21 protein-coding genes are annotated in these 21,702 nt (G+C 59.0%); 8 read left to right on the top strand and 13 right to left on the bottom strand.

The window, feature by feature from the left end:
• Nucleotides 1–35: 35 nt before the first annotated feature.
• The 8 genes from CQ020_RS01625 to rfbB form a co-directional block, all read right to left on the bottom strand.
• Nucleotides 36–1,472: a sugar transferase gene (locus tag CQ020_RS01625; RefSeq protein WP_105690246.1), complete on the bottom strand. Its 1,437-nt coding sequence runs from the start codon at nt 1,470–1,472 to the stop codon at nt 36–38.
• Between the two features lie 182 nt (nt 1,473–1,654).
• The gene (locus CQ020_RS01620) at nt 1,655–2,803 is read right to left on the bottom strand and encodes a glycosyltransferase (RefSeq protein WP_105690245.1); all 1,149 of its coding nucleotides are present in this window, start codon (nt 2,801–2,803) and stop codon (nt 1,655–1,657) included.
• 51 nt (nt 2,804–2,854) lie between these two features.
• Entirely contained in the window at nt 2,855–3,973 is a 1,119-nt protein-coding gene (locus CQ020_RS01615; RefSeq protein WP_219844469.1) for a glycosyltransferase, read from the bottom strand.
• A 31-nt stretch (nt 3,974–4,004) separates the two neighbouring features.
• Nucleotides 4,005–5,195: a lipopolysaccharide biosynthesis protein gene (locus tag CQ020_RS01610; RefSeq protein ID WP_146116593.1), complete on the bottom strand. Its 1,191-nt coding sequence runs from the start codon at nt 5,193–5,195 to the stop codon at nt 4,005–4,007.
• Between the two features lie 7 nt (nt 5,196–5,202).
• A complete protein-coding gene (locus CQ020_RS01605) occupies nt 5,203–6,318 on the bottom strand; it encodes a glycosyltransferase (RefSeq protein ID WP_105690243.1) in 1,116 nt (371 codons plus the stop codon).
• A gap of 128 nt (nt 6,319–6,446) precedes the next feature.
• The gene (locus CQ020_RS01600) at nt 6,447–7,946 is read right to left on the bottom strand and encodes a polysaccharide biosynthesis tyrosine autokinase (RefSeq protein ID WP_105690242.1); all 1,500 of its coding nucleotides are present in this window, start codon (nt 7,944–7,946) and stop codon (nt 6,447–6,449) included.
• A gap of 243 nt (nt 7,947–8,189) precedes the next feature.
• A complete protein-coding gene (locus CQ020_RS01595) occupies nt 8,190–9,596 on the bottom strand; it encodes a bifunctional dTDP-4-dehydrorhamnose 3,5-epimerase family protein/NAD(P)-dependent oxidoreductase (protein ID WP_105690241.1) in 1,407 nt (468 codons plus the stop codon).
• Nucleotide 9,597: 1 nt separating this feature from the next.
• Nucleotides 9,598–10,596: a dTDP-glucose 4,6-dehydratase gene (rfbB, locus tag CQ020_RS01590; RefSeq protein ID WP_105690240.1), complete on the bottom strand. Its 999-nt coding sequence runs from the start codon at nt 10,594–10,596 to the stop codon at nt 9,598–9,600.
• 55 nt (nt 10,597–10,651) lie between these two features.
• Here rfbB and rfbA point away from each other — a divergent pair, with 55 nt between their 5' ends.
• Together rfbA and CQ020_RS23970 are read left to right on the top strand one after the other, a co-directional pair.
• Nucleotides 10,652–11,548 carry a glucose-1-phosphate thymidylyltransferase RfbA gene (gene rfbA, locus CQ020_RS01585; protein ID WP_105690239.1) on the top strand — a complete coding sequence of 299 codons (897 nt, stop codon included), beginning with the start codon at nt 10,652–10,654 and terminating at the stop codon, nt 11,546–11,548.
• A 194-nt stretch (nt 11,549–11,742) separates the two neighbouring features.
• Nucleotides 11,743–11,934 carry a hypothetical protein gene (locus CQ020_RS23970; protein WP_146116594.1) on the top strand — a complete coding sequence of 64 codons (192 nt, stop codon included), beginning with the start codon at nt 11,743–11,745 and terminating at the stop codon, nt 11,932–11,934.
• Nucleotides 11,935–12,020: 86 nt separating this feature from the next.
• On the opposite strand, the gene wecB is transcribed toward CQ020_RS23970, so the two are convergent.
• From wecB to CQ020_RS01570, 3 genes are all read right to left on the bottom strand, one after another.
• Nucleotides 12,021–13,163 carry a non-hydrolyzing UDP-N-acetylglucosamine 2-epimerase gene (gene wecB / locus CQ020_RS01580; RefSeq protein WP_308727304.1) on the bottom strand — a complete coding sequence of 381 codons (1,143 nt, stop codon included), beginning with the start codon at nt 13,161–13,163 and terminating at the stop codon, nt 12,021–12,023.
• Nucleotides 13,164–13,262: 99 nt separating this feature from the next.
• Nucleotides 13,263–13,811, bottom strand: coding sequence for a YdcF family protein (locus tag CQ020_RS01575; protein WP_105690237.1), 549 nt, complete (start codon nt 13,809–13,811; stop codon nt 13,263–13,265).
• A complete protein-coding gene (locus tag CQ020_RS01570; RefSeq protein WP_105690236.1) occupies nt 13,808–14,272 on the bottom strand; it encodes an Lrp/AsnC family transcriptional regulator in 465 nt (154 codons plus the stop codon). Before CQ020_RS01570 ends, CQ020_RS01575 begins: the two co-directional genes overlap by 4 nt.
• 171 nt (nt 14,273–14,443) lie before the next feature.
• Between CQ020_RS01570 and pdhA the strand changes: the two genes are divergently transcribed.
• From pdhA to CQ020_RS01545, 5 genes are all read left to right on the top strand, one after another.
• On the top strand, nt 14,444–15,667 hold the full coding sequence (pdhA, locus tag CQ020_RS01565) for a pyruvate dehydrogenase (acetyl-transferring) E1 component subunit alpha (protein ID WP_105690235.1): 1,224 nt from the start codon (nt 14,444–14,446) through the stop codon (nt 15,665–15,667).
• The gene (locus CQ020_RS01560; protein WP_105690234.1) at nt 15,664–16,761 is read left to right on the top strand and encodes an alpha-ketoacid dehydrogenase subunit beta; all 1,098 of its coding nucleotides are present in this window, start codon (nt 15,664–15,666) and stop codon (nt 16,759–16,761) included. Before pdhA ends, CQ020_RS01560 begins: the two co-directional genes overlap by 4 nt.
• A gap of 2 nt (nt 16,762–16,763) precedes the next feature.
• Nucleotides 16,764–18,278 carry a dihydrolipoamide acetyltransferase family protein gene (locus tag CQ020_RS01555; RefSeq protein WP_258141663.1) on the top strand — a complete coding sequence of 505 codons (1,515 nt, stop codon included), beginning with the start codon at nt 16,764–16,766 and terminating at the stop codon, nt 18,276–18,278.
• 451 nt (nt 18,279–18,729) lie between these two features.
• Complete coding sequence (locus tag CQ020_RS01550; protein WP_105568142.1) at nt 18,730–19,134, top strand: VOC family protein; 405 nt, start codon at nt 18,730–18,732, stop codon at nt 19,132–19,134.
• A complete protein-coding gene (locus CQ020_RS01545) occupies nt 19,131–19,406 on the top strand; it encodes a helix-turn-helix domain-containing protein (protein ID WP_105690405.1) in 276 nt (91 codons plus the stop codon). The genes CQ020_RS01550 and CQ020_RS01545 overlap by 4 nt, the downstream gene beginning before the upstream one ends.
• Nucleotides 19,407–19,741: 335 nt before the next feature.
• Here the strand turns inward: CQ020_RS01545 and CQ020_RS01535 are convergent, their stop codons facing one another.
• Both CQ020_RS01535 and CQ020_RS01530 read right to left on the bottom strand, forming a co-directional pair.
• Nucleotides 19,742–20,551 carry a MerR family transcriptional regulator gene (locus CQ020_RS01535; protein WP_105690232.1) on the bottom strand — a complete coding sequence of 270 codons (810 nt, stop codon included), beginning with the start codon at nt 20,549–20,551 and terminating at the stop codon, nt 19,742–19,744.
• Nucleotides 20,552–20,771: 220 nt separating this feature from the next.
• Complete coding sequence (locus tag CQ020_RS01530) at nt 20,772–21,188, bottom strand: GNAT family N-acetyltransferase (RefSeq protein ID WP_105690231.1); 417 nt, start codon at nt 21,186–21,188, stop codon at nt 20,772–20,774.
• 184 nt (nt 21,189–21,372) lie between these two features.
• Here CQ020_RS01530 and CQ020_RS01525 point away from each other — a divergent pair, with 184 nt between their 5' ends.
• Nucleotides 21,373–21,675 carry a hypothetical protein gene (locus tag CQ020_RS01525; protein ID WP_258141662.1) on the top strand — a complete coding sequence of 101 codons (303 nt, stop codon included), beginning with the start codon at nt 21,373–21,375 and terminating at the stop codon, nt 21,673–21,675.
• Nucleotides 21,676–21,702: the final 27 nt, after the last annotated feature.

Below are 21,702 nucleotides of genomic sequence, written 5' to 3'. Positions count from 1 at the left end.
ATTCCTTTCGCAGCAATCTGCGTGGGAGGTGGGGCCTAGTACGCGCCGGTGCTGTGGAACACGGCGCGAGCGGTTCGAAGGATGATGACAAGGTCCCCAGCCAGGGACCAGTTTTCAACGTAATAAAGGTCGAGACGAACTGAGTCCTGCCAAGAGAGGTTGGAACGGCCGCTTACTTGCCAGAGTCCGGTTAGACCTGGTTTAACCAGCAACCGGCGGCGAACATCTTGTTCATAAGCCTCAACTTCTCGCGGGAGTGGTGGCCGCGGGCCGACAAGGCTCATTGAGCCTCCCAAGATATTGAAGAGTTGTGGCAACTCGTCGAGGCTGTACTTACGGAGGAACCCGCCGATCCTAGTAATTCGGGGATCATCCTTCAGCTTGAAAAGAAGTCCCTTGCCTTCGTTGCGATGCTCGAGTTCGGCAAGGCGTGCCTCCGCATCAACAACCATGGAACGGAACTTGAGCATCTGGAACGGACTGCCTTCGATACCCACACGGGATTGCCTGAAGAGTATTGGGCCTTTGCTGTCCAAGCGGACGAGGAGCGCAATTAGCGCCATGAGCGGGGAAGCAACGAGGATCAACAGTCCAGATACGACTATGTCGAAGAGTCGCTTCGCCACACGTTGCCCGCCCTCTAGAGTCGGCGTTGTCACGTGGATTAGCGGGAGTCCAGCAACTTGCTGAGTATGAATTCTTGGACCAGCAATATCCGTAAGGGCCGGCGCCATGATCAAACCGACATTTCGTGAAGCGAGCTCCCAACCGAGTTGTCGGATCGTTTGGGGATTTAGCTGCACACCGGCAGAGACGGCCACTGCATCAGCCTTGCATTCGTCGATGGCTGCCAACACCGACGCAGTGTCGGTGCCATTACCCAAGATTGGAAGGCTCGAAGCCTCTCCCAGCGTTTGCTGGGAGAGGCTTCCCGGAGTATACGCAGCGATAGGAAGGTATCCAGCATGCTTGGCACTGTGCAGAGACGACGCCAAATGGGCGACAGCGCTCGGCCCTCCGAGCAATAGCAGACGCGACATGCTCCGGCCCTTTTGCCGAGCGACGCTCAGGTGCTGTCGAAGCAGCCAGCGCGCTAACAGGAGTCCTGCAAGTCCGACGGGCAGTGCGATGCCCACATAGCCTCTCGCTGTTTCAATCCGAAACACGTACGAGAAGATGGCTATCAAACCAAAGAGCCAAAGCGAAGCAGCTGCCACGCGCTTGTACTCGTCCGGGCCTGCGCCCAGGATGCGGCTTTGGCGGCTGCTCCATGCGCCAAGCATGCACCACCAAGCGGCGGCCAGGACGGCCGAGAGCCAGGCGTAGTTAAGTTCCTGACCCGAAACCACAAAACTAGGTTCAAGCCCGAATCTTATGACGTAAGCACCGGCTACGGCCCAGATAATGACAAAGCCGTCAACAACACGAAGGATGCGGGACGTGCGCTGTCGCCAATCAGAATCCGTGTCCAATTACAAACCCCATGACATAGATAATCTTGGTCGGGGAGACCCCCGTTGCTAGGATACAGGCGCGGTTCGGGGTGCCGTAATATTTCGGCACCCGTCGATGGCTGGTCATGCCCTTGGGGCAATCTAACGCCGCCAGTTTAGAATTGTGACAAGGCGCGTCAGTTCCTCGAGAAAGGACCACGTCACTTTGCACGCTGGAAACGCCGCAAGTTGAACTTTGCTGGACTGTCAGCGCCCTCAACCAATCGGGTAAGAGCGGCCTCGTAAGATGCGCACACGCCTTCCCACGAGTAGTCGGAAATAGCTCGCTTTTGTGCTGATTCCGAGAGTTCCTGTTGTATCTTGGAGTCATTCATCACTGCAGAGAGTCCGGCAGCGATTGATGCGGGAGTCGCCTCGACGAATTCTGCCCCGCTGCCCAGAACCTCTCTGTTGTAGACGGTGTCCCGTGCTACAACAGGTGAGCCGCATGCCATTGCTTGGACTAGCGCAGGGTTTGTGCCGCCAACACTGTGCCCGTGGAAGTAGGCTCCGGCATGTTGCCAAAGGGAATGCAGTTTTCGATCGTTGCTAACGTGGCCGAGCCAGTGAAAGTTTGCCGACTTGGCACTGAGATCCGCAGCACGTTCGTCGAGCTCACCGCCATAGCCTGACGAGCCAACGAGTACCACGGGCCAAGACTCTGCGAGAGTTTCAGCTGCGTCCATGAATTCTGGAATAGTGTTCTCTGGTACAAATCTGGCCACGGCGAGAATGTATCCTCGGTGAGTAAAGGGCTCCTCCAGCGGCAATTCCTCCGGCACATCACCGCCGTAAGGGATGAACTCTCCATCCACCTTGAATTCTTTGCGCCAGTAGTCGCCGATAGCATCCGCGTCATAGACCATGCGCGTGCCAAACCTGGCGGTCATGACGGCCCCCAAATGGAAGGCCTCTTTTGCGAGACGCCCCCACTTGGCGCGTTCCCACTCAATGCCGTCAACATTAACGAGGGTCGGGATGCCTCTCATCTTGAGCATGGGTAGGAAGTAACCGTTTGCGGTATTCATCACCAGTGCCACATCAGGTTTCTTGACGAGAGCATGCAGGGAAGAAGTCAGTCCGTACGAGAGAGTGCTTAGTGACTTAGATTCGACGCCCGGCATGACCACTGACTTAACTCGAGGATCCCTCGTGGTGTCGTTAACCTTGGTCGCATTCTTCCGACCGTAGACAGTTACGTCCCAGCCTCTCTCGGCGAGATAAGGTGCGAGCCGTCGGACAGCGGTCTCAAATCCGCCGTAGTAGCTGGGGTAACCCCTGGTTCCAATGATGGCTACAGATCGTTTCATGGGTGATTCCGTTCTTGGATGTTGTTCAGTTCCGGCTGATTTGATGACGCGTCAACGGGTGAGCTCACTGAGGACGAATTCGGTCTTATGCCGCCAGGTGTGGACCTCCGGGATGTTCCCCGGCTCGCGCGGAATCCTCTTCTGGGACCCGACCTTTGTCTCAATCCAGGCGACGTGCTCTTCGGCTGGGCGAACGTATACGGATCCCAAATCCCGTTGTCCAGCGCCCGCAACGGGAGTCGACAAAACAGGTAGGCCAGCGGCTCTGTACTCGTAAGTCTTGAGAACGTCTCCGCCAACTTCGAACTCGCCCACGTTGTGTGGGACCCAACCAATATCGAAGGACTGGAGGAGGGCAGGTACGTCCTTGTAATGGACGTCGCCCAACAGTTGGAGGTTTGGAAGGTTTTCCATGACGGGCTTGTATTCACTGTCCAAGATTGGCCCTGCAAACACGAAAGTGACTTCCGGCAACTTTTCAGCTGCCTCGCGAACCAGTTCGAGGTTGACCCGTTTCCCAATCTTCCCGACGTAACCGACGGTGATGGGTCCCGATGCGGTGGATGCCGGGTCAAAGCGGTCTGGGTCGCAGCCGTTCGTCAACAACGTGGCATCGTGTCGCCCGAATCGGTGGGCCAGTGCCAGGGTGCCCTCAGCATTCGCCGTAACAGAGTCAGCTCGATCGAAGATACGCCTATACGCTACTTCGAGCTCCGGCCAAATGGTTTCGAAGGCATAGTGAATTGACCAGTCGTCCAAGAGGTCGACGGATATCTTTCGCTTCCCACTTTGAAGCTCATTCCAGATGTTTGACAGGGCGACCAGTGGATTCCAGACGACCGCAGGAGTATTTACACCAGCGTTTGGCAGGGTGTAATCATTCTTCGACTGCAACCACCACGCGCGCCTGTCCTTGAACTTGGGAATTGCCCAAGAATACGAATCAAAGGCAACAGTGTTAGCCGCGGGAGGCATTCGCAGGATCTTGCGAGTGAGCGGCCGCAGCAGCTGCGGTTCTGGACGTGAGAGCACGGCAACGGGGCCAGTCGATGAGTTGAGCTTTCCAAGCCACTCGATCATGTGGCCATCGCGTGTTCGATAACCCTCACTTAGCAGTTTCTGTTGACCGTGCATGGGGAAGGCCAGGACTGAAGGGGTTGAGTTCTGCAAGGATGACATCCTCTGGTTGGGCTGTGATGGTTTACGCTGCGACTCGAACATGTCGTCCGATCATGAGAACAGTGCTCTTTTGATGCATCGAACGGCCCAAGAGCCAAATGAGCCAGAGCAAGTATGTAGCCGCAGACACGAATGCGGCGCCGACAATCCCAAAATAGGGACCGACAATGAAGTTGCCGCCAATATTCAAACCGGCCAGCAGCCCAAGCATTCCCATGCTCGAGCGGTATGATCCTGAAGCCATCAGTGCCACATAACGTGGGGCACTCCAGACCATGAAGAGTCCTGCGGCCACGACGCCGATAGCAACGTCATAGCCCGCCACGTATCGGCCACCTGAGAGAATGTTGGTTCCCCAGTGAACTCCTGGAACCAGCAGAACAGCTATGAGTGCCATGCCGCCTATGTACAGAGCACCTGATTTTGAAGACGTTCCTTGAAAGGACCGGCGGAGATTTCGAGCGATGTAAGCGTTGGATAGCGACCGGAAGACGCGATCTACAAGACCGTAGGCCATCGCGTACGTAGCGAGCTCCAACGGTTGGACAATGCCCTCCAAGATCAGCCGGTCAGCGCTGGCAATAATCCACAAAGCCATGTTCATGGCACCCACAGAGTGGCTAGAAATGCCCTTGGCCCGTTCTAGGGCGGCACTCCAACGACCTGGCCACAGCGATAGAGAGATCAGATTCGCGGCGAAAGTACTGCATATCGCAGTGGTGAAAGTAACGGAGTCAAGAACGAACAGTGTTCCGAGAAACAGCAGAGGGGTTAGTGCTCTTGTCGCAAGGATGATGAGGTAGCGGTTGAAGCGGCCGGCGCCGAGTTCGAAGGATGTACTAGATTCAGCGAATACGAAGCTCAGCATGCACAGGCCGGTAATCAGGGCATCGATGTTGTACTCGCGTACTGCACCAACGTAGAGCCCTACTCCGGCAGCAGCAGCAACGGCCACCCAGAGTTCGGACTGCTGGAATCGGATCCTCCTGTGCCCATCGGCGGACATCTTGGCAATGCGAGTCCCCGTCCCTGTTCCAACAACAGCATTACCTATCGCCCAAAGCGCAGTAACAACTGCGTAGTGTGCGTAATCGGTCGTTGGCATCCCTTGTGCCAAGAGGGAGACTGTCACCAAGGCAGTTACGGCGGTCAGTCCCTGTGCCAACAAGGACTGATGGAAGAGAGCCCGCGCGGCGCGCTTTAACCGCTTCATGATCTTGTCACTGCTTCGAATCGAGCGACGACAGCAGGACCGACAACTGGCCTGCAGCCGCTGTCGGCGTAAGTAACGCTTCGAAGCGTTGCCTGGCCAACTGACCAGAACGCCCTTTCGCCAAGCTTCTGATTTGTTCAGCAACAGCCAACGGACTGAGCGAAGTCTGGAGGGGGGTGTACGCTTCCGAAGCAATCTCATCGATAGCCGGCGTGGGTGATGCCAACACCGGAACGCCCGACCTCATGGAATCAACCAGCTTGGCGGGGAGCTGGAACTGAGCTCCCGGTCCATCATCGGTTATCGGGATCAACGACACGTCGACCTGAGAGTACGCCTCGTGCAAAGGCATGTTTGGCGGAAGTTCGATCCAGTTTTCGTCCGTGGCCTCCGGCTTTCCAAGTCCACAGTTGGCGAACGTCACCAGGGTCAGGTCTCTGTTCTGCCTCATTAGCTCCAAGAGGAGCCCGCTGCCCTTGTGAGGACGAAGCGTTCCCAATGAACCGAATGTCACTTTCGGGGTTGAAGCGGGTACTCTCGGGATGCTTCCAATATCCTCACGAACATGGGGAACCCGTGCCTGGGGCTGGAACGATTTCGGATACACACTCGCTAAGGAATTACTTGAAAACGTAAAGCCGTGGGCAACACGGGCGATGCGGGCTTGGGCTTGCCGTATCCTTCGAGCACTTCCTCGGCGAAGAGGATTCAATTTGAGCCTGTTAGTGAGGCTCTGCTTGATGAACGCGTCCGCTAACCCAGCATCGTCATCATCTAGGTCCAGAATTATGAGCGCATCAGGTATAGCGTGACTGATGTAGGTGGCAAGACGGTCAAGGGGCGAGATACCCTTTGCCAACCAGAAGACCGTACGACGGTTGGACCTCTTGCTGAGCGTGGCCAAGTCATTCTTCCAGTGTTTGCCCAGCCTTTCGGCAGCAATCTGAAATTGGCTAGCGCCCTTCCACATTGGGTTGTCACCGAAAGCGAACAGGCGAGTAGGACCAATAGCTTCGGCCACCATCGCCATGGAGATCGCCCTGCCGAGGGCGTTCGAGTCGATGGCATGGCCAATGACCACGAAATCGAAAGCCTGGTCGCTTGCCTTTTCGTCGGCTGGCATTTACGTCTCCAAAGGGATCAAGGGAGTTGACACCAATGGTGACAACTTCGGCAGGCGGCATTGACCGCACCCCTGGTTCTTGATTTGAGACCGGGAAGCAGAAGCGGGTCGATGCTACGTAACGTCGGTTAGCTCTTCAAAGGGAAAACACTGGCGGGGCGGGTGCTGTCGGAATCAATATGCTCACTAGAAGTCGCAGAAGAGGCAACGGTACTCGAACGAACCTTTGCGCGAGACCCGGAACGAGGCCGTACGTCGGACTCCATAAGTTGAGCTTTTTCGTCGTGGCTGTAGTAACTGTAGGCATAGGCATCTGGGCCCTTGGAGGGCAGCCTATTCAAGACAATTCCAAGAACGGAGGCGCCTACCAGCTTCAGTGAAGACATCGACTTTTCCAAGTCGTGGTGCCGGAGCTTCTGTGAACCAACTACGACCACCACACCGCCGACATGCTGTGATAGGACCGCGGCATCCGTCACCGGAAGCAGGGGAGGGGCATCAATAATCACTGAGTCGAAGACCTGTTCCAGCCGCGAAATAAGGTGCTTCATTTCACCGGAAGCCAAGAGCTCGCTGGGGTTTGGGGGAATTTGGCCCGAGGTCAGGACGTAGAGATTATCCTCGCCCCACGGCTGCAACAAGTCATCAACATCTGCAACACCGACTAGCGCCGTAGTGAGTCCCGCTCCTCGGTCCAGCCCGAGGTACTCGTTCACCATGGGCCGCCGGAGGTCGGCGTCAATAAGACAAACCGTTTGGCCAGCTTGCGCGAGGGCAAGCGCCAAGTTTGTTGCGGTTGTGCTCTTACCTTCACCGGGCAGCGAGGACGTCATGAGTACCGTCCTGGCCTGGCCTGAGACGTTTGCAAACTGAAGATTCGTACGGAGCTGCCTAAACGATTCCGCTCGCGGGCTTTGTGCTGGAGTCTGTGTCAGCAGCGGTTTGTCGCTCGCATCAGGGTCAAAGGTGATGGCACCCAGCAGAGGGGCATCCGTAACTCGCCGGAGGTCTTCTTCGCCTCTAATGCGGCTGTCCAGGGTAGTGCGTAGGACAGCGGCGGAGACGCCTACAGCAAGTCCCACAATCAGGCCCAGCAGTAGATTGAGCTTTGTGTTCGGCGCTGAGGGGCTGGCGGGTGCTTTGGCCGGTTTGATGACTGAGAGGCTTACAGGAGATGAGCCGCCGGTCTTGGGCTTTTCCAGTGAATCGACGGCCTTGATGAGGCTGTCAGCCACAGCTTGAGCAATAGCCGCAGACTGAGCCGGTGAGTCATCGGTCACGGCTATGTTGATGAGCACTGTGTTGGCATCTGTGCTTGCCGTGACCTTCGGGGCCAGATCCTCAGCTGCAATAGGAAGACCGAGGCTATCAATTACAGGTTGAAGCACCACAGGGGTGTCAACAGTCTTCACATACGATTGCACCCGTGCCTGGGTGAATGTATTGCCTTGCTGCAGTTCCTGGACAGAGCCGGAACTCTGGATAGCTACGAACAATTGCGTCTCAGCCGTGTAGCTCTGCTTCACGAGGACGGAGGTTAGGCCTCCTGCAAGGACACCGCCAACTGTGATCGCCGTGATCAGTATCCAATTACGGCGCAGAATGCGCAGGTAATCGCGTAGGTCCAAACCGGAATCCCCCTGTGTTGTTAAGCTGAAGGCGCTCGAGCAGCGTCCGCATGAGTCAGTGGGACTGCGCCTCAGGGCAATTGTACCCGTCTCATGCGTTGGGTCTTTACTTGTCAGGGTGACGCATTTCGTCATTCAAAAATCAGGGTATAAGACCAGAAGCCAGCCCACAGAAAGTGATGTTACGAGCAAGTTAAGATCTGGTAAAAGTCGTCACTAAGCCTGCCCAGGGCGTCACGACGTTTACTGCAGAGACGCCGTGAGGCGGTCTGCGGCATGGGGCGGAATGAATCCGGCAGCAGTAATCTTTCTGAGATCCAAGGTGCTCTGGAGTGGGCGGGGTGCAGCATCCTTGTCCCTGAAATACTCCGCTGTGCTTACACCGCTCACGTCTTCACGTGATGCTCCGGCGATCTCAAAGACGTCGGCGGCGATCTCTGCCCAAGACTGTGTACTGCCTTCGCTACTCAGGTTATACGTACCGTATTCAGCTCCCGAGTCGAGCAGATGCCGAATGGATTCAGCAATGTCCACTGCGAAGGTGAGTCGTCCGGTCTGGTCATTCACTACGGCAGGTTTGACTCCTGCGGCTGCGAGTTTGGCCATGGTCCGAACGAAGTTGTTGCCTTCGCCGATCACCCAGCTTGCGCGAACGATGTAGTGCTTGGGAACGACGCTGACAATGGCATCACCCGCAGCCTTTGTCTGCCCATAGACCCCGAGCGGAGAAAACTCTTCGTCCTCCGTATGCAACTCTGCTGTCCCGTCGAAGACGTAGTCGGACGAGACATGCACCAGCGTTAGGTCGTGTTTAACGGCGAGGCGAGCCAGCCGTGCCACGCCGGAAACGTTCGTCTGCCAGGCTGCCTTGCGGCCGTCAGGGGATTCCGCTGTATCGACTGCCGTGTATGCGGCTGCGTTGATGACGGTGTCGTAGTTCTTCCAATTTCGTGAATCGAATGCTTCGTCCGCGGTGAGGTCAAACTCTTCCCGGCCGGCAAACTCCACAAACGGGTCATCTTTGTACGCTTCGCGAAGTGCTTTCCCGAGTTGTCCGTTGGCGCCCAAGACCAAGGTCATGCGTGGTGGCATTGGACTGACCTGTGAGAGACGCGGGTGAGCTTTGTCTTTGTCGGAGAGCTCGGCCTGGGAGAGAGGGATAGGCCACTGAATAGCGGCGGTCTCGTCTGCCAGGTTCAGGAATGTATATTGCCCTTGGGCATCTGCACTCCAGTGATCATTTACCAAGTAGGTGTAGGCGGTGTTGTCTTCGAGAGTCTGGAAAGCGTTGCCGACACCTCGGGGTATGAAGATAGCTTGGCTTGCATCCAAAGTGGCGGTAAATACGTTTCCAAACGTGGGTCCCTGCCTGAGGTCGACCCAAGCGCCGAAGATCCTGCCTGTGGCAACCGAGATGAACTTGTCCCACGGCTCCGCATGGATTCCGCGGGTTGTTCCGGCTTTTTCGTTGAAAGAAACGTTGTTCTGGACAGGCTTGAAGTCCGGGAGGGTAAGCGCCAGCATCTTTTCGCGCTGCCAATTCTCTTTGAACCATCCACGGTTGTCACCGTGGACGGGCAGGTCAAAGAGCACCACTCCGGGAATAGATGTTTCTGTTGCGCTCAACGGCTTCGAGAACTCGATCGACATACTACTGACCCTGCTTCGTGTACTTGGCCTCGGTCTGGGCCTTCTGCGGGCGCCACCATGCTTCGTTGTCGCGGTACCACTCAATGGTGTTCTTAATGCCAGCGTCAAAATTGGAGTACTCAGGGCTCCAGCCCAACTCCGTGCGCAGTTTTGAGGAATCGATTGCGTATCGGAGGTCGTGGCCCGGGCGGTCCACCACGTGATCATAGGCGTCGCGGCTTTGACCCATGTGCTCAAGGATCAGTTCGACTACCTCTTTGTTGTTCTTTTCACCGTCTGCGCCGATGAGGTAGGTCTCACCGATGCGGCCTTTCTCGATGATGGCCAGCACTGCAGAGGAGTGATCGTTTGCGTGGATCCAGTCTCGGACGTTTTCGCCCTTGCCGTAGAGTTTGGGCCGCACTCCGTCGATGACGTTTGTGATCTGGCGAGGGATGAACTTCTCAACATGCTGGTAAGGACCATAGTTGTTGGAGCAGTTGCTGATTGTGGCCTGCAGACCAAAGGAACGTACCCACGCCCGAACCAACAGGTCTGAACCCGCTTTAGTTGATGAGTACGGACTGGAAGGGTTGTACGGAGTGTTCTCTGTGAAGCGCTCCGGATCATCGAGCTCCAGATCTCCGTACACCTCGTCAGTCGAAATGTGATGGAAGCGCTTGTTGTGCTTGCGGGCAGCTTCGATCAGCGTGTAAGTCCCGATGATGTTGGTGTCGAGAAAGGGGCGCGGATCATGCAACGAGTTATCGTTGTGCGATTCAGCAGCGTAGTGAACTACTACGTCGTGCGTTTCGACAAGGCCTTCGACAACCTCTGCGTCCGCAATATCACCCTGAACCAGCTTGAAGCGGTTGCTGGGGAGCCCTGCGAGCGACTCCACGTTGCCCGCGTAGGTCAGCTTGTCAAGCACAGTGACACTGTGATCCGTGTTTTCAACAATAAAGTGAACAAAGTTTGAACCAATGAAGCCGGCGCCGCCGGTTACGAGTATCTGCCCCATGACGCATAACCTTACGGGTTTGCGGATGCCCATACGAACACGGAATGATCTGTTCATGCGAGGAATCATCTTGGCTGGGGGAACTGGATCGCGTCTGCACCCGATCACCCTCGGCATCAGCAAGCAACTTGTCCCGGTCTATGACAAACCCATGATCTATTACCCTTTGTCGACGCTGATTCTGGCTGGCATTCGCGACATCCTTATCATCACGACGCCTCACGATGCGGAGCAATTTCAACGTCTCTTGGGCGACGGCTCCCGTTTCGGTGTGAACCTAAGTTACGTCCAGCAGCCCTCGCCTGATGGCTTGGCGCAGGCGTTCACCTTAGGAGCCGATCATATTGGTGGCGATACGGTTGCTCTGGTCCTCGGCGATAATATTTTCTACGGACAGGGTATGGGTACTCAATTGCGCCGTTACGCTGACGTCGACGGCGGCGCGGTCTTTGGCTATTGGGTCAAGGACCCCAAAGCATATGGTGTGGTCGAATTCGACCAGGACGGCCGTGCCATCTCGCTACAGGAAAAACCCGAGAACCCTCGCAGCAATTACGCCGTTCCCGGTCTCTACTTCTACGACAACGACGTCGTTGAGATTGCCCGAAACCTTAAGCCATCCGATCGTGGCGAGCTTGAGATCACCGACGTCAACAAGACCTATTTGGAGCGAGGCAAACTCCAGGTTGAAGTGTTGCGTAGGGGGACGGCATGGCTGGACACCGGGACCTTCGAGGACCTCAGCGATGCGTCGAACTTCATTCGAACTGTTGAAAACCGGCAGGGCTTGAAGGTTGGTGCCCCTGAAGAGATTGCTTGGCGTTCGGGTTTCCTCACAGATGATGAACTGCGTGAGCGGGCCGAGCCGTTGGTGAAGAGCGGCTATGGCTCGTATCTCTTGGGGCTTCTTGAAACGAAGCAGTCCGATTCCAAGTCTGTGCCTGTTCACTAGGTGGCCTTTTCGCGCCCCCTAGTCTGCTTTTCAAAGTCGTGCGAAGCCCGGGTTCTTTGAGTTGAATGCTTCGGGAGGGCCCGTTCCATGCTGAATTGCCGAGTACTTCGTAGCTGAGACCAAGTAGTGGGTCAAAAAAACACAAGTACTAACTACTCGTGTGCTCGGTGCCTAGACTTCTCTAGTCTCAAGGAATGATCACCCTTTTAGATACCGGCGGCGAGCCTCCGGAGCAAGCGGGTCGCAGGGCTGTTGAGTCACTCCAAGACGCCGGCTGGCTAACGCTATCAATCACGACAGCATTGGTATTGCTCCCCGTGATTGCCTTTGACGAAGCATTACGTGCAATTTTTCCCTCGGGAAAGCGCAACCACCACATCTACTGATCCACACAGTTGAGTCGGCATGCCCAGGGTTGTGGCCGCGCTGGAGAATCGCCCCGGATCCACGCATTCATCCGCGTGCTGTGCCGCTACCCAACGGTCTCCATCCCGAACTCCTCCGCCCGGCGCCCCACACCCAGCAGCTCGGCGATAGCGGCGATGGTGCGCTCCGACGCCAACCCATCTCCGTAGGGGTTCACGGCATTCGCCATGGCCTCGAAGTGCTCAGCATCGTGAAGCAGCCTGCTCACCTCGGCCACGATCCGCTCCTCGTCCGTGCCGATCAACGCAACGGTGCCGGCTTCCACGGCTTCGGGACGTTCGGTGTTGTCGCGCATTACCAGCACGGGTTTGCCCAAGCTGGGTGCTTCTTCTTGGACTCCACCGGAGTCGGTGAGGACGATGTGGGCCAGGGAGAGCATGCGGGTGAACTCGCCATAGGCCAGTGGCTCAGTGACGATAACGTTCGGCTTGCCCTCCAAAGAAGGAAGGACAGCTTCGCGGACCACGGGGTTCTTGTGGGCTGGAAGGACAATGACCAGGTCCGGCTCGGCGTCGGCGATGCGGGCGAGGGCCCGTCCGACTCCGCGCATGGCGTCGCCCTGGTTCTCGCGGCGGTGCGTGGTCACCAGAAGAATGCGGCGACCACTGGCAGCGAGGGATTCAAGCTGGGGATCGGAGAACGGGACCTGCTTATCCACAGTGGTCAGCAACGCATCGATCACCGAGTTGCCGGTCACCACGATGTTCTCGACGGCCACCCCCTCGGCCAGCAGGTTCGCCCGGCTTGTGCTGGTCGGCGCCAAGTGCAGGGACGCGATCTGGCTGGTGATCTTGCGGTTAGCCTCTTCCGGGAACGGTGAGAGCAGGTTGCCGCTGCGGAGGCCGGCTTCAACGTGGATCACGGGAATGCCGTGATAGAAAGCGGCGATAGCGCCGGCAGTGGAAGTAGTGGTGTCGCCCTGGACGATCACCGCATCCGGCTTGGAACCAGCGAACAACTTGTCCAGCCCGCTCATGGTGCGGGTCATGATGTCCGTGAGGGACTGCCCGGGCTGGAGAATGTTGAGATCGTGGTCCGGAGTAATGCCGAACAGCTCGTTGACCTGGTCCAGCATTTCCCGGTGCTGCCCGGTGACAGTAACCACGCACTCGAAGAGGTCCGACTCCATCAACGCCCGCACAATGGGGGCCATTTTGATGGCTTCCGGGCGGGTCCCAAAAATAGGCATGATGGTGTGCACGTTTTCCCCCAAATGACCGGCCCTAAAAGGCACTCGAAACTAGAGCAATCCTAGCCGTTCAAAAGCCAACAAAAGTGCGCAGAACACTTAGCATTCGGGCCGCAACCACACATCAAACAGGCCGCCGGTTTCCACCACGAACCGCCAAAGCCAGCCAGCGGGGGAGAGCTCCGGTTTGGTGCCCACCATGTGCACGTCAGCTGCGATGCACTGCTTCATGAGGGTGCCGGCCCGCTGGAGGTGATAGTCGGACGTCACCACGGTCACCGAGGTCCAACTTCGTTCCGCGGCAAGATCCCGCAACCGCAACGCCTCGCCTCTGGTGTTCAGCGGATCCGGGCGGAAGCAATCAAGGTGAGGGTCGCCGTCGTGCGCTTCACAAAACTCGTCCGAACCGGCGTTGGCGGGCAGCCCCGTGGTGATAACCACCAGGTCCTTGATGCCCAACTGCTCCCGCAAGGCGAGGCCCATCGGGAGGCGCTCACTGCTCATGCCGCCCAGGACCACAATGGCGTCGGTCCGCTGGGGATTGGCGTGAGGCGGGTTGTGAAAGAGCTGGAAGGCAGCAATCAGCCACAACACACCCGCCAGGACGCTGGCCACCAGCGTCCAGGCGAGCTTTCGTTGGAACGTCACCGGGTATCTACGTCCTCGAACACCAGGAAGGTTTGCGTGTCCAGGATGCCGTCCATGGATTGCAGTTGATCGAAGATCACGCGGCGGAGGTGGATGTTGTCTGTGGCGCGAACCAGGAGGATCACGTCGAAGTCGCCGCCCACCAAGGCAATGTGGTGGATCTCCGGGATGGCCCGCAGCTGTTCCTTCAACTCACGCCACGAGTGCTGCTGAACCTTCAACGTCACGTACGCCGAGGACCGCAGCCCCGCCTTGATGGGATCCACCAGAGCCGTGAACTTGGTCAGCACGCCCTCACCCGTGAGTCGGGCGATCCGGGAGTAGGCATGGGCGCGGCTGATGTGGACGTTCTCCGCCACCTGCGTAATGGACATGCGCCCATCAGTGGTCAGCTCGCGGATGATGTCCCGGTCCACACCGTCCAGCGGTACGGCGGTCTGCTCCGCCTCGGCCTCGCTCACTGGCTCTCCAATTCGTCTACAGCACAGGCACGTAACCCAGCTCACAATTGCAATTTGTCTTTCAGGATACCCAGTTTAGGCAATGGCTTCCATGATTTTGCCGAAAGCTGGATACGAAACAGACCCGGGGAACATACTGGAAGCACATAGTGGCTAGAGAAGGACGGACCAATGACGATCCACGCAGATCACTCTGCGCCGGAAACGGCTGTAGAGGACCAGGCTGCTGACGTTCGGACGAAATTCGGCATCAGCGTTGAGGACTACATGCTTCCCGCCCGGCACCAGATCCAAATGGTGAACCCGGACGGCACCCTCCGCTCCCATGACGAGCAAGGCACCGAACCCGGCCACGAATACCCCACACCCGGCGACTCTGAACTGATGGCCGCGTACGAGCAGCTCGTCGTCGGACGTCGCGTCAACGATCAGAACTCTGCGCTGGTCCGGCAGGGCCGCATGGCCGTCTACCCCTCAAGCCACGGCCAGGAGGCCTGCCAGGTTGCAGCTGCCATGTGCCTGAGCGAAGGCGACTGGCTGTTCCCCACCTACCGTGACGCCGTCGCCGTCATGACCCGCGGGGTGGACCCCGTTGAGGTGATGACCATCTTCCGCGGCGACTGGCACGGCGGGTACGACCCCACAGAGCACAACGTCGGCATTCAGTGCACCCCGCTCACCACCCAGCTGCTGCACGCTGTGGGCGTTGCCCACGCTGCCAAGCTGCGCGGTGAAAACACCGTAGTAATGGCCATGTGTGGCGACGGCGCCACCAGCGAAGGCGACTTCCACGAGGCATTGAACTTCGCCGCCGTCTTCCACCTGCCCGTCATCTTCTTCGTGCAGAACAACAAGTACGCCATCTCCGTACCGCTCAGCCACCAGTCCGTGGCACCGTCGCTGGCCCACAAGGCTGTTGGCTACGGCATGGCCGGTGAGCGCGTTGACGGCAACGACCTCGTGGCGCTGCTCGCCGTGATGGACCGGGCCGTGAAGCTGGCCCGCGATGGATCCGGTCCGCTGCTGATCGAAGCCCACACCTACCGCATGCAGGCGCACACCAACGCCGACGACGCCACCCGCTACCGCCCGGACAGCGAAGTTGCCGAATGGCAGGCCAAGGATCCGCTGGCACGCATGAAGTCGTATCTCACTGACAAGGGGCTGCTGGACGCCGCCGCTTCGGAGCGCATCGCCTCGCATGCTGAAGCCGTGGCTACCCAGCTCCGTGAAGGCCTGGGCGAGGACGTCCCCGTCCAGCCGCTGGACCTCTTCAAGTACGTCTTCGCCAAGCAAACGCCGCAGCTGAAAGAACAGTCCGAGCTGCTGGCCAGCGAACTCGCTCGCGCTTCAAGCGGCGACACCGACAACTCCGGAACGGAGAGCGCAAAATGACCGTCACCACTGCAGGCACCAGCGCCAACGGTAACGTCAGTGCGGCCACCGCCAGCGCCGCCGCTTCCGCCGCGGCCACTGCCGAAGCCACCGGCCCGCAAAGCCTCACCATGGCCAAGGCGCTCAACACCGCCATGGCCGACGCCATGCGCGCCGACCCGTCCGTCCTGGTCTTCGGCGAAGACGTGGGAATGCTGGGCGGCGTCTTCCGCATCACCGACGGCCTCATGGCCGAATTCGGCGAACAACGCTGCTTCGACACCCCCCTGGCCGAATCCGGCATCGTCGGCATGGCCGTGGGTATGGCCATCAACGGCATGCGCCCCGTGATCGAAATGCAGTTCGACGCCTTCGCCTACCCGGCCTTCGAACAGATCGTCAGCCACGTAGCCAAAATGCACAACCGCACCAAGGGCAAACTCAAAATGCCCATGGTCATCCGCGTTCCCTACGCCGGCGGAATCGGGGGAGTGGAGCACCACTGCGACTCCTCCGAGTCCTACTACGCCCACACCGCCGGCCTGAAGGTCTACACCCCGGCCACCGTGGCCGACGGCTACCGCATGCTCCGCGAAGCAATCGGCTCCGATGACCCCGTCATGTTCATGGAACCCAAGAAGCTCTACTGGTCCAAGGACCAAGTGGACCTGGGTGCCCTCCGAGTAGAGCACGACGCCGGCACCTCCACCGAGGGCCGCGCAGCTGTTGCCCGTCCCGGCACAGACGCGACGCTCATCGCCTACGGCCCGTCCGTTCCCACCGCGCTCGCCGCTGCAGCAGCCGCCGCCGAAGAAGGCCGCTCCCTGGAAGTCATCGACGTCCGAACCCTCGTCCCCTTCGACGACGAAACCGTCTGCGCGTCCGTACGCAAGACGGGACGCGCCGTCGTGATCGCCGAAGCCCACGGATTCGCCTCCGTATCCTCCGAGATCGTGGCCCGCGTCCAGGAACGCGCGTTCCACTACCTCGCCGCACCGATACTCCGCGTGACCGGCTTCGATGTCCCCTTCCCGTCTCCCAAGCTGGAGCACTACTACCTGCCAAGCGTCGACCGTATCCTCGACGCCGTCGACGACCTTCAATGGGAGGACTGACCATGAGCTCAGATATGCAGGTCTTCAAACTGCCCGATCTTGGGGAGGGCCTCACCGAGGCCGAACTGGTGAACTGGCTCGTTGCCGTGGGTGACGAGATTGTGGTTGACCAGCCCATCGCCGAGGTTGAGACCGCCAAGTCCATGGTTGAGGTGCCCTCGCCTTACGCCGGCACCGTTGCCGAGCTGCACGGTGAGGCCGGTCAAACGCTCGACGTCGGCAAGCCGCTGATCTCGATCGCTCGCGCGGGTTCTTCTGCTGGTTCGCCCGCTGCCGCTCCTGCTCCTGTTCCGGCTGGTTCTGTGGACCCTTCGCCAGTGTCCTCGGGCCTCGACGTATCGTCCGATGTAGAAGCTGCTGCCGAGACGTACCGGACCGAGGAAAAGGCAGGCTCGGGCAACGTGCTCATTGGGTACGGTACGCCCGGGGGAGTCACCGGTGGACGGACCCGACCGCGGAAGGCGAGTGTTTCTGTCGTTGATTCTGCAGTTGCTGCTCCTGCCGCTTCTGCCTCTGATACTTCTGTTGCTGAGCCGGTGATGGAACCTTCTGTGGCGGGGACGCGTATCCCTGGCAAGCTCAGTGCTGTCATCTCGCCGCTTGTCCGCAAGATGGCGCGTGACCATGGGGTTTCCCTCGAAGCGATTGAGGGTTCGGGCTCCAGCGGGCTCATCATGCGGCGCGATGTGGAGGCCGCGATTACTGCCCCTGTTGCTGCTCCTGCTGATTCTCGTGTGCCTGCTGCCGCTCCGGTGGCCGCACCCGTAGCCGCTTCCGCTGATGCGGGTGCCGTTGACAGCCGTACTGGTTTGTCTGTGTCTGCGCGGACGCCTGTTCGCGGGGTCCGCAAGGCTGTGGCCGCCAACATGACCCGCAGCCGCTCGGAGATCCCCGAAGCCACGGTATGGGTGGACGTGGATGCGACGGCGCTGTTGGAAATGCGGGCCGAACTCAAGAAGCGCGCACCGCACGATACGCCTGGTCTGCTGGCTTTCATCGCTCGTTTTGTCACGGCTGGGTTAAAAAAGTACCCGGCCCTGAACACGCGCTTTGAAACCGCCTCGGACGGCTCACAGGAGATCGTCGGTTTCGACGGCATCAACCTCGGCTTCGCAGCCCAGACCGACCGCGGACTCGTGGTCCCGTCCGTACGGAATGCGCACCAGCGGAGTGCCCGCGAACTGGACGCAGAGATCCGCCGACTCACCGCCGTCGCGCGTGAAGGAAAGGCGACCCCCACGGAACTGGGCTCCGGCACTTTCACGCTGAACAACTACGGCGTGTTCGGTGTGGACGGCTCCGCCGCGATTATCAACTACCCCGAGGTTGCCATGCTGGGCGTGGGCCGCATCATTGACAAGCCCTGGGTGGTCAACGGTGAGCTGGCCGTCCGCAAAGTCACCGAACTGACCCTCGCCTTCGACCACCGCGTGTGCGACGGCGAAACGGCGGCCGGCTTCCTTCGGTACGTCGCCGACGCAATCGAAAACCCAGGCGGCGCGCTCGCGGACATGTAACCCCGCACGCTCTCTCACATCCCAAGGGCTTGAGCGGGTCCCTCTATCACTTCCCTAGGGCTTGAGCGGGTCCCTCTATCACTTCCCTAGGGCTTGAGCGGGTCCCTCTATCACTTCCCTAGGGCTTGGGTCGGACGCTCTATCACTTCCCTCGGGCTTGGGTCGGACGCTCTATCACTTCCCTCGGGCTTGGGTGGAACGCTCTATCACTTCCCTAGGTGTATAGGACCATGGGCGGGCCTCCCACTCCGGGTGGCCCGCACGCGGGGCTCACTAGACTGCATCTGAACGTGATCTTTCCTGGACTTGGAACACGCCCCTGAGGCTGCTGCCTGGCCGCTGTGATGGTTCTAGTACTCGACCGCACCTCGGATTGGCTCCTAAAAACCCCAAAGTGATGAAGCCCGGCCAGGTCTTGACGCGGCACTTGCATTTTGCAAGTATGGGCCGCATGAGCCTATTTATCACATGTCCGGTTGAGAACGTCGAACGCGCCACAGCCTTCTACACCGCCCTTGGCTGGACCCTCAACACCGAGATGTCCGATCACAACGTGTCATGCTTCGCGATCGCCCCCGAGCAGTACGTCATGCTCGGCAGCCGTGAGATGTACGCGAGCGTCGGCGGCGCCGAGGAGCTGGTCGGCGGACCCGATACCCCCTCGAAGGTCACGGTCTCGTTCGACCTCGGCAGCCGCGAAGCGGTGGACGAACTCATCGAACGCGCAGGCGCCGCCGGCGGGCGGATCGGTGACACCGACGACTACCCCTTCATGTACCAGCGCCAGTTCGACGACCCCGATGGCTACCACTACTCGCCTTTTTGGATGAAGCCGGACGCCGATCCGACCGCGTGAGCGACCTCGCCGCGGCCCTAGACGTCGTCGGGCCACGGTGGGCCCTGCTCATCGTGGAGCGGCTGCTCGAAGGGCCACAGCGCTACGGCGATCTGCAGCGCGACCTCGGAGTGCCGACCAACATGCTGGCGACCCGACTGCGTGAGCTCGAGGCCGCAGGCGTGCTGTCCCGACTGCCCCTCCGGCACAACACCCGGGCCTACGCACTGACCGATAGAGGGCTCGCCCTGCGCGAGGCGATCGATGCACTGGCATCCTGGGGTGACGAGTAGCGGTCCTGATTCCCAGACTTTTGGACACCCAAACGGGGTGAGGATGATCCGGGTGCCATCACCGAGGAACACAGGCGCGACGAAGACCTGTAGCTCATCGATGAGGTAGTGCTCGAGGTATTCCGCAGTTCATCGCGACGATCGAAGGATCGGCGGCTATCTCTTGGGGTCGGTGAGTAAGGATGATCTCGGTTCCCGACCATGCTCCGCCGACGCCGCGGACGTCATCTCGTCCCGCTCGTCGCGTTAGGCTTGTGCGGCGTCGTAGCCGTTTCTGCCGGCGATGATGACTGAGACTTCCCCGGCACGCTGCCCGCTCGGATGTCCGGATGGCATCACAAACTCGGACGATTGACGGGCTGCTGCAGCTCGGTCACCCAGTCGGATTGGTCCTCTGAAATTGCTCGGACGTAAAGTTCCCGGCAGGGCCCTGAATGGAGGAGCCGTCGAGCGAAGATCTCTGCGTGGAGTGCTTGCCAACTTTCCGCAATGTGCTCCATGGAACCGAGGTGGACGCCGCAAGCGGCATTTTCGACAGCTGGCAGCTCGATGATTTCGAAGCCGTCGCGGGGCGGGCCGGTGTAGGCATAGCCAGCGATGATTTGCAGGCCGTCTTCAACCGTCTCGTACAGTGCGACTGGAGTATCCAGAGTTCCGTGCTCATCACCGATGATCCGGGAAACAGCGTCAAAGGCGGGACCCACTGCGCCCGCGACCTCAGGTTGGTCTGCTACGACCATGCGGCGGGCTGCGAGGCGCATAGATGGCAGGGGCTTCTCGATGATCTCGATCTGGGACATGTGGTTTTCTTTCTCGATGAGATGGAGCCTGCGTTGCACGTCTGCGAGCCGTCCAGCAGCGATTCGGTGTTCCTGCTCAACCTCTGCGCGGCGAATCCGCAACAGAGCTGCGATGCGACCGGCCTCGACGCCCTGGTCAAGAATCGACGAAATATCTTCAAGGCCGAAGCCCAGCTGGCGCAGCGCAACAATACGATGCAGGCGCTCTAGTTGAGATGGATCATAGGATCGGTAGCCACTGAACTCGTCAACGTGGGCTGGCACGAGCAGACCTGCAGTGTCCCAATGCCGCAGCATCCGATGGGTCACCTGCCCGATCTGCGCGAAAGCTCCGATGGTTAACATGTCTCAGTTCTCCCGCCTTCCACAGTGTCAGAGTCAAGTATTGCCTGAACCGCTGCGGCCCTGCCGATTCTCATCCTTCGGATTCGACACCGCTCATTGTCGAGCGAGACGTCAGAGGCCGCGAAGGAGGCCGGCAGCTCATGGATTTGCTTTGGGGGTTGACTTTCAGCGGCAACTGCGACGATTTCGCTGCCCCGGGGGTGCCATATATGGGGTCAGGTCAGCGCATGCGCGCCATCATTTTCGATGGCTCGGTCAATTCGGTGAAGCCAAACTGGGCGTAAAGTCCGTGGGCATCTGAAGTTGAGAGCAGAATCCTCTTCAAATCGAGGGAATCCAGGTCCGCCATCACACCGGCCGCGAGCATTTTCCCGATGCCTTGACCGCGGGCTTCGAGAGCCACAAACACATCGCAAAGCCAGGCAAACGTCACGCCGTCAGTCACCACGCGAGCATAGGCCAGTTGTTCTCCAGTCCCGCGGACATAGACCCCGTAGTTCCTTGAGGCATCGATAGCTGCATCTTGCTGCTTACGACCCCGGCCTTGCGCCCAGTAGGACTGCTCACTGAGCCACTGGTGTATGCGGTCGCGATCAACTCTGTCCGCTTCGGCGGAGAAAAAATATATCTCTGACATGACACCACCTTAGGGGGAGTGGACAACGCAGTTCCCATAAATGCATAGCAAACGCCTGCCGCGGATGAGGATCGTGTTGGAAGCGATGTGTCCACATGATGGTCCGGGATGATTGGTGACATACGTGTGCGGCATAGCGGCTCCGAGGGCGCGCCGAACATTCGTTGATGAGCAGAGGATTTCAATGACCGACCATTCAACGAGTTTCACAACCCAGGAATTGCGCGAGGTGTTCGACGTCCTGATGCGGCACGTCGAGGAACGCCATGGCTCGACCATAAAAGTAGATGTGGACTATTTTTGGTCAATCCCACCTGATGCGATCTACGACGTCTATGACCAGCCGACCGAACTCACCATTGGGCAGCTCACTGAATCCCTGGACAACATCAGAAGCGTCGCGGCAGATCCCGAACAAGCCATTTCTTATGCTCTCGTGTGGTTAGGGGACGTTCTTCGGGCTACCGGCCACAAGCTGGTGAGCTAAGCGGAGACGCTCGTTAGTCACCGCATA

This window comes from Arthrobacter sp. MYb23 (assembly GCF_002979775.1).
GTDB lineage: Bacteria > Actinomycetota > Actinomycetes > Actinomycetales > Micrococcaceae > Arthrobacter.
This window is presented reverse-complemented; position numbering and strand designations above follow the sequence as displayed.

Coding starts and splice junctions, on each gene's coding strand:
- CQ020_RS01605 (WP_105690243.1), bottom strand. CDS start 6,318: ATGCCAGCCGACGAAAAGGCAAGCGACCAGGCTTTCGATTTCGTGGTC.
- CQ020_RS01610 (WP_146116593.1), bottom strand. CDS start 5,195: ATGAAGCGGTTAAAGCGCGCCGCGCGGGCTCTCTTCCATCAGTCCTTG.
- CQ020_RS01535 (WP_105690232.1), bottom strand. CDS start 20,551: ATGTTAACCATCGGAGCTTTCGCGCAGATCGGGCAGGTGACCCATCGG.
- CQ020_RS01555 (WP_258141663.1), top strand. CDS start 16,764: ATGAGCTCAGATATGCAGGTCTTCAAACTGCCCGATCTTGGGGAGGGC.
- CQ020_RS01560 (WP_105690234.1), top strand. CDS start 15,664: ATGACCGTCACCACTGCAGGCACCAGCGCCAACGGTAACGTCAGTGCG.
- CQ020_RS01550 (WP_105568142.1), top strand. CDS start 18,730: ATGAGCCTATTTATCACATGTCCGGTTGAGAACGTCGAACGCGCCACA.
- pdhA (WP_105690235.1), top strand. CDS start 14,444: ATGACGATCCACGCAGATCACTCTGCGCCGGAAACGGCTGTAGAGGAC.
- CQ020_RS01525 (WP_258141662.1), top strand. CDS start 21,373: ATGACCGACCATTCAACGAGTTTCACAACCCAGGAATTGCGCGAGGTG.
- CQ020_RS01620 (WP_105690245.1), bottom strand. CDS start 2,803: ATGAAACGATCTGTAGCCATCATTGGAACCAGGGGTTACCCCAGCTAC.
- CQ020_RS01530 (WP_105690231.1), bottom strand. CDS start 21,188: ATGTCAGAGATATATTTTTTCTCCGCCGAAGCGGACAGAGTTGATCGC.
- rfbB (WP_105690240.1), bottom strand. CDS start 10,596: ATGGGGCAGATACTCGTAACCGGCGGCGCCGGCTTCATTGGTTCAAAC.
- rfbA (WP_105690239.1), top strand. CDS start 10,652: ATGCGAGGAATCATCTTGGCTGGGGGAACTGGATCGCGTCTGCACCCG.
- wecB (WP_308727304.1), bottom strand. CDS start 13,163: ATGCCTATTTTTGGGACCCGCCCGGAAGCCATCAAAATGGCCCCCATT.
- CQ020_RS23970 (WP_146116594.1), top strand. CDS start 11,743: ATGATCACCCTTTTAGATACCGGCGGCGAGCCTCCGGAGCAAGCGGGT.
- CQ020_RS01595 (WP_105690241.1), bottom strand. CDS start 9,596: ATGTCGATCGAGTTCTCGAAGCCGTTGAGCGCAACAGAAACATCTATT.